Origin of the sequence: Streptomyces sp. BR123 (genome assembly GCF_013401435.1) — a bacterium.
In the GTDB taxonomy this organism is placed as follows: domain Bacteria; phylum Actinomycetota; class Actinomycetes; order Streptomycetales; family Streptomycetaceae; genus Streptomyces.
In genome coordinates this window covers 1-6,539 of sequence record NZ_JACBGN010000365.1, presented here as the reverse complement: position 1 = coordinate 6,539, position 6,539 = coordinate 1, and the positions used below count along the sequence as shown (strand labels likewise).

Genomic DNA, 6,539 nt, shown 5'->3' with positions numbered 1-6,539 from the left:
GGCAGGGCGGGCAGGCGGGCGGGCCCCTGACGCCCGTCAGGGCGGGGCGGAGCAACCGAACGGGCCGGTGACGGCGTGCGCGATGCCGCCGTGGTCGGTGAACACGTCACGGCCGTCAGCGACCGGGTGCCGGTGTGGTGGCGTGGTGGCGTGGTGGGGGACGGTCCCCGCGGGCCGGGTGGTGGGGCTGCCGGTCCCGGGGTGGGCGGCGCCGTGCGCGTCCACGGTGGGGGAGCCGGGTCCGGTGGGCCCGGTCGCCGTGCCGTTCGGGAGCGCGCCGATCGCCCCGGCGGACGGGCCGGCGACGGCGGCGGTGCCGGGGGCCGGGCCGGCCGGTGGCGGGGGTGTCGGCGCGGCCCCGCCGCCGCGGTCACGGAGCAGGACGGAACCGCCTGCGAACGGCCGCCCGCATCGGAGCAGTTCGCTCGGGCGCGGTTGTCGACGCAGGGGTTCTCCGGCGTGTCGGCGGCCGAGGGCCCGCGGTCAGCAGGGGCGCCGCACGAGTGGGACGCACCGGGGGCTTCCCGGAACAAGCAGGTGCATGCGGGACGGTGCGGCACGGCCCACGGCTGCGCGGGCCCGTTCTCCCCGGCGGCGGTCGGGGGGCACGCGGATCCGCGGAGACCCTCCGCGACGGCTCGCCCCGTCCGGGCCGTCACCTTGGATACACCGTCGCCGTTCACCCATATCGGCCGGTCGGGAGCGGATTGCGCGCCGTGCGCCGAGGCCTGCGCACAACGGCGGGAACACGTCGCCCGCAGGACCCTTTCCGGCCGCCGTACTCCTGCCCGGTTGGGGGCGGTTCGGTGTGTTCACACCCCCCGCCGGACGCACTCAAGTGACCGGTGTGACGCGGGCGTCGCACGGTACATCCGTTAGTCCAGACCGACTTGACGGAGCCTCGGCGGAAGCACGGCGTCTTCTTGGTCGGTGCGCCGCCACTACGTACGAGTAGTTGACCGAACACGCGGATTGGGCCGGGCGAGAGTGGGAAGGGCTCCCCGCGTACCTGCACGGCACACCTCGCCCACCCCTCTCCCGCCACCCGAGTGAACGCGGACAGGAGCGGCCATGCCCGCAGCCCAGCCGTCCTCCGAGCGGCTAGAAACAGAGCGAACAGAGCGTGCACTGCCCGCCGGCCCTCCGGTCGGCCCGTTGTCACCGAGCCCTGCGAACTGCCTCCAGGTGATCCCATCATGATCGGTCGTATTCCCGTGCTGGACGTCCTCCCCGCCACCGACTGCGGGGCCAGACCCGCCAAGGCGGTGGTGGACGAGGTCTTCGAGGTGTCCGCCACCGTGTTCCGCGAGGGCCACGACGCGGTCGCCGCGCATGTCCTCCTCCGCGACCCGAAGGGCCGGGTGCGGCCCGCCGTGCCGATGCGCGAACTCGCGCCCGGGACCGACCGGTGGGGTGCCCGGGTGGCCGCCGACACCGAGGGCAGGTGGACGTACACCGTGGAGGCGTGGAGCGACCCGCTGGCCACCTGGCGGGCCCGCGCGGCGGTGAAGATCCCCGCCGGGATCGACCCGGGGCTCACCCTGCTGGAGGGCGCCGAGCTCTACGAACGGGCCGCCGCGAAGATCCTCAAGCGGGACGGCCGCGAGGACGTGCTGGCCGCCGCCGCCGCGATGCGCGACGAGGACCGCCCCGTCGCCGAGCGGTACGCCGCCTCCCGCGAACCCCGGGCGCAGGCCGCGCTGGCCCGGCGCCCGTACCGGGAGCTGGTGACCGCCGTGAAGGCCCAGCCGCTGCTGGTGGAGCGCAAGAGGGCCCTGTTCGGCTCCTGGTACGAGATGTTCCCGCGGTCCGAGGGGGCAGTGGTCGAGCCGGGTGCGAAGCCGGTGAGCGGCACGTTCCGGACCGCCGCCGAACGGCTGCCCGCCATCGCCGCGATGGGCTTCGACGTCGTCTACCTGCCGCCGATCCACCCCATCGGGACCACCTTCCGCAAGGGCCCCAACAACACGCTGTCCGCGCAGAGTTGGGACCCCGGCGTGCCGTGGGCCATCGGCTCCCCGGAGGGCGGCCACGACGCCGTCCACCCGGACCTGGGGACGCTGGAGGACTTCGACGCGTTCGTCGCGCGCGCCCGCGGGCTGGACCTGGAGATCGCGCTGGACTTCGCCCTCCAGTGCTCCCCCGACCACCCCTGGGTGGAGAAGCACCCGGAGTGGTTCAGCCACCGCCCCGACGGGACGATCGCGTACGCCGAGAACCCGCCGAAGAAGTACCAGGACATCTTCCCGATCCACTTCGACGCCGACATGGCCGGCATCGTCGAGGAGACGGTCCGGGTCCTGCGCCACTGGATGGACCACGGCGTCCGGATCTTCCGGGTGGACAACCCGCACACCAAGCCGGTCGTGTTCTGGCAGAAGGTGATCGCGGACATCAACAAGACCGATCCCGATGTGATCTTCCTGGCGGAGGCCTTCACCCGCCCCGCCATGATGCGCACCCTCGCCGCCGTCGGCTTCCAGCAGTCGTACACGTACTTCACCTGGCGCAACACCAAGGCGGAGCTCACCGAGTACCTCACCGAGCTGTCCGGCACCCGGTCCGCCTCCGTCATGCGGCCGAACTTCTTCGTGAACACCCCGGACATCCTCCACGCCTACCTGCAGGAAGGCGGCCGTCCCGCCTTCGAGGTGCGGGCCGTGCTCGCCGCCACCCTCTCCCCCACCTGGGGCGTCTACGCCGGGTACGAGCTGTGCGAGAACACCCCGGTCCGCAAGGGCAGCGAGGAGTACCTGAACTCGGAGAAGTACGAGCTGCGCCCGCGCGACTGGGCCGCCGCCGAGCGCGAGGGCCGCTCCATCGCCCCGCTGATCACCACGCTCAACCGGCTGCGCCGCCGCAACCCCGCGCTGCAGCAGTTGCGCGACATCCATTTCCACGCGACCGACAACGACCAGGTGATCGCCTATTCGAAGCATGCGGGCACCAATTCCGTACTGGTGGTCGTCAACCTCGATCCGCACCACACCCAGGAGGCGACGGTCTCGTTGGACATGCCGGTACTCGGCCTCGACTGGCACGGGTCCCTCGCGGTGCGCGACGAGCTCACCGGCGAGACCTATCACTGGGGCAGGGCGAACTACGTGCGCCTAGAGCCGGGTCGCACGCCCGCGCACGTTCTCACCGCTCTGCGACCGTCCCCGCCCACCGGAGGGTCACCCACCACATGATGATCAACGATCCCGTCCCCGACACCTTCGAGGACACCCCCGCCCAGGACCGCGACCCCGACTGGTTCAAGCGGGCGGTCTTCTACGAGGTCCTCGTCCGCTCCTTCCACGACAGCAACGGCGACGGAGTGGGTGACCTGAAGGGGCTCACCTCCAAGCTGGACTACCTCCAGTGGCTCGGTGTCGACTGCCTGTGGCTGCCGCCCTTCTTCGCCTCGCCGCTGCGCGACGGCGGCTACGACGTGTCCGACTACACCTCCGTCCTGCCCGAGTTCGGCGACCTCGCCGACTTCGTGGAGTTCGTGGACAACGCGCACCAGCGCGGCATGCGGGTGATCATCGACTTCGTCATGAACCACACCAGCGACCAGCACGAGTGGTTCCAGCAGTCCCGCAAGGACCCGGAGGGACCGTACGGCGACTACTACATGTGGGCCGACAACGACAAGCAGTACCAGGACGCCCGCATCATCTTCGTCGACACCGAGACCTCGAACTGGACGTACGACCCCGTCCGCAAGCAGTACTACTGGCACCGCTTCTTCTCGCACCAGCCGGACCTCAACTACGAGAACCCGGCCGTGCAGGAGGAGATCATGTCGGCGCTGCGGTTCTGGCTGGACCTCGGCATCGACGGCTTCCGCCTCGACGCCGTGCCGTACCTGTTCGCCGAGGACGGCACCAACTGCGAGAACCTCCCGGCCACCCACCGGTTCCTGAAGCGGGTCCGGGCGGAGATCGACGCGCACTACCCGGACCGGGTGCTGCTCGCCGAGGCCAACCAGTGGCCGGAGGACGTCGTCGACTACTTCGGGGACTACGCGACCGGCGGGGACGAATGCCACATGGCGTTCCATTTTCCCGTCATGCCGCGCATCTTCATGGCGGTGCGAAGAGAATCCCGCTACCCGGTCTCCGAGATCCTCGCCAAGACCCCGGGGATCCCGGAGCGCTGCCAGTGGGGCATCTTCCTGCGCAACCACGACGAGCTCACCCTCGAAATGGTCACGGACGAAGAGCGCGACTACATGTACGCCGAGTACGCCAAGGACCCGCGCATGCGGGCCAACATCGGCATCCGGCGCCGGCTCGCCCCGCTCCTCGACAACGACCGCAACCAGATGGAGCTGTTCACCGCACTGCTGCTGTCCCTGCCCGGCTCCCCCGTCCTCTACTACGGTGACGAGATCGGGATGGGCGACAACATCTGGCTGGGCGACCGCGACGGCGTGCGCACGCCCATGCAGTGGACCCCGGACCGCAACGCCGGCTTCTCGTCCTGCGATCCGGGCCGGCTGAACCTGCCGGTGATCATGGACCCGGTCTACGGGTACCGGGTGACCAACGTCGAAGCCGCGATGTCCTCGCCCTCGTCGCTGCTGTACTGGACCCGCCGGCTCATCGAGGTGCGCAAGGCGAACCCGGCCTTCGGCCTCGGCTCGTACACCGAACTGCCGTCGACCAACCCGGCGGTGCTCGCCTTCCTCCGCGAGTACGGCGACGACCTGGTGCTGTGCGTGCACAACTTCTCGCGCTTCGCCCAGCCCACCGAGCTCGACCTGAAGTCGTTCAACGGTCGCGTGCCGGTGGAACTCACCGGCGACGTGCGCTTCCCGCCGATCGGCGAGTGGCCGTACCTGCTCACCCTCGCCGGGCACGGCTTCTACTGGTTCCGCCTGCGGCGCGAGTAGGGCCTTCCCCGCACGTCCGGCCGGCCCGGCCTCCCCGCACCCCGGGGAGGCCGCCGACGGAGCACCACGGGGCGGCACCGCACGGGTCCGCTGCCCGCCCCCGCACACACCACCGCACCACCGCACCACCGCACCACCCTGACCCGACTCCACCCACCACCGGACAGCAACCCTCGCCATCCGGGAACTCTGCGCGTTTCTGTGACGGCCCGGGGAAAGGACGACGCCATGTCGGAGGCTGCATCCGCCCGGAGCCGCCAGAGCAGTCCGGCCGCCGTCCCGCTCGGGCCGCTGGAGCCGATGCTGCGCTCGTGGCTGCCGCGGCAGCGCTGGTTCGCCGGCAAGGGGCGCGCGATCACCCGGCTCCGCCTGGTCAGCGCCGTCGAGCTGCTGCCGGCCGGGGTCAGCCCCGGCCTGCTGCACCTGCTCGCCGGAGTGGACTGCGCCGACGGGGCCGCGGACTGCTACCAGCTGCTGCTCGGGGTCCGCCCCGCGCCGCTGCCGCCCGCGCTCGCGCCCGCCCTCATCGGACACGCCGACCAGGGCCCGTACGCCGGCCACGCCGTGTACGAGGGCCTGGGCGACCCGCGGCTCGCCACGCTGCTGCTGGAGCGGCTGCGCACCCCGGGGAGCCACGGCCCGCTCCGCTTCGACCGGGACCCGGAGGCGCTCATCCCCGCCGAGGCCCCGCCCCGGCCGCTGTCCGGCGAGCAGACCAACTCCTCGCTGATCTACGGGGATTCGCACATCCTGAAGGTGTTCCGCCGGGTCGGCCCCGGCGTCAACCCGGATCTGGAACTGCCCAGAGCCCTGGCCGCGGCAGGCTGCACCCGCGTCCCGGCCCCCGTCGCCTGGTACGAGGCCGACCTCCCCGGGGGGCCTCGCGACGGCCGGGGGGACCCCGAGCCGCTGACGCTGGGCGTGCTCCAGCCGTACCTGCGCGGATCCGACGACGGCTGGCAGCTGGCACTGCGCCGGCTCGGCGCGGGAGCCGACTTCACCGCCGAGGCGCACGCCCTGGGCCGGGCCACCGCCGAGGTGCACAGCGCCCTCGCCGCCGCCCTGCCGACCCTGGCCCTCGGCCCGGGGCAGACGGCGCGGCTCGCCGCCGGGATGACGGCCCGGCTGGCGGCTGCGGCCCGCGAGGTGCCGACGCTGCGGCCCTACGAGGCCGGGCTGCGCGGGGCGTTCGACGCCCTGGCCGCCTCCTCGCGCGGCAGCGGGGTGCCCGCCCAGCGGATCCACGGCGACCTCCACCTGGGGCAGACCCTGCGCACCGCCGACGGCAGCTGGGCGCTGATCGACTTCGAGGGCGAGCCGGCCCGGCCGCTGGCCGACCGCCGCCGCCCCGAACCCGCCGTGCGCGACATCGCCGGGATACTGCGCTCGTTCGACTACGCCGCCCGCTCGCACCGCCCGTTCGCCCCCGCCTGGGCCGACGCCTGCCGAGCCGCCTTCTGCGAGGGCTACGCCCGCACCACCGGCCGCGACCCGCGCGAGGACCCCGTCCTGCTGCGCGCCTACGAGACCGACAAGGCGGTGTACGAGGCCCGATACGAGTCCCGGCACCGCCCCGACTGGCTGCACGTCCCCATGGCCGCCATCCGCCGCCTGGCCGAACGGGAGCGCCCGGCCCGCCGCATGCCACCACCCCCGC

Annotated in this window: 4 protein-coding genes; 3 read left to right on the top strand and 1 reads right to left on the bottom strand. The window is 72.5% G+C overall.

The features are described 5' to 3' along the window. Positions 1-36: 36 nt before the first annotated feature. Positions 37-225, bottom strand: a complete 189-nt coding sequence (locus tag HYE82_RS32690) for a hypothetical protein (RefSeq protein WP_179177837.1) — start codon at positions 223-225, stop codon at positions 37-39. 971 nt (positions 226-1,196) lie between these two features. Here HYE82_RS32690 and HYE82_RS32685 point away from each other — a divergent pair. The 3 genes from HYE82_RS32685 to HYE82_RS32675 all read left to right on the top strand — a co-directional run. Beyond that, positions 1,197-3,191 carry an alpha-1,4-glucan--maltose-1-phosphate maltosyltransferase gene (locus HYE82_RS32685; protein WP_179177836.1) on the top strand — a complete coding sequence of 665 codons (1,995 nt, stop codon included), beginning with the start codon at positions 1,197-1,199 and terminating at the stop codon, positions 3,189-3,191. Further along, entirely contained in the window at positions 3,188-4,882 is a 1,695-nt protein-coding gene (gene treS / locus HYE82_RS32680) for a maltose alpha-D-glucosyltransferase (RefSeq protein WP_179177835.1), read from the top strand. Before HYE82_RS32685 ends, treS begins: the two co-directional genes overlap by 4 nt. A gap of 228 nt (positions 4,883-5,110) precedes the next feature. Then, a partial coding sequence (locus HYE82_RS32675; RefSeq protein WP_179177834.1) for a maltokinase occupies positions 5,111-6,539 on the top strand: 1,429 nt, incomplete at its 3' end.

Coding starts and splice junctions, on each gene's coding strand:
- HYE82_RS32685 (WP_179177836.1), top strand. CDS start 1,197: ATGATCGGTCGTATTCCCGTGCTGGACGTCCTCCCCGCCACCGACTGC.
- treS (WP_179177835.1), top strand. CDS start 3,188: ATGATGATCAACGATCCCGTCCCCGACACCTTCGAGGACACCCCCGCC.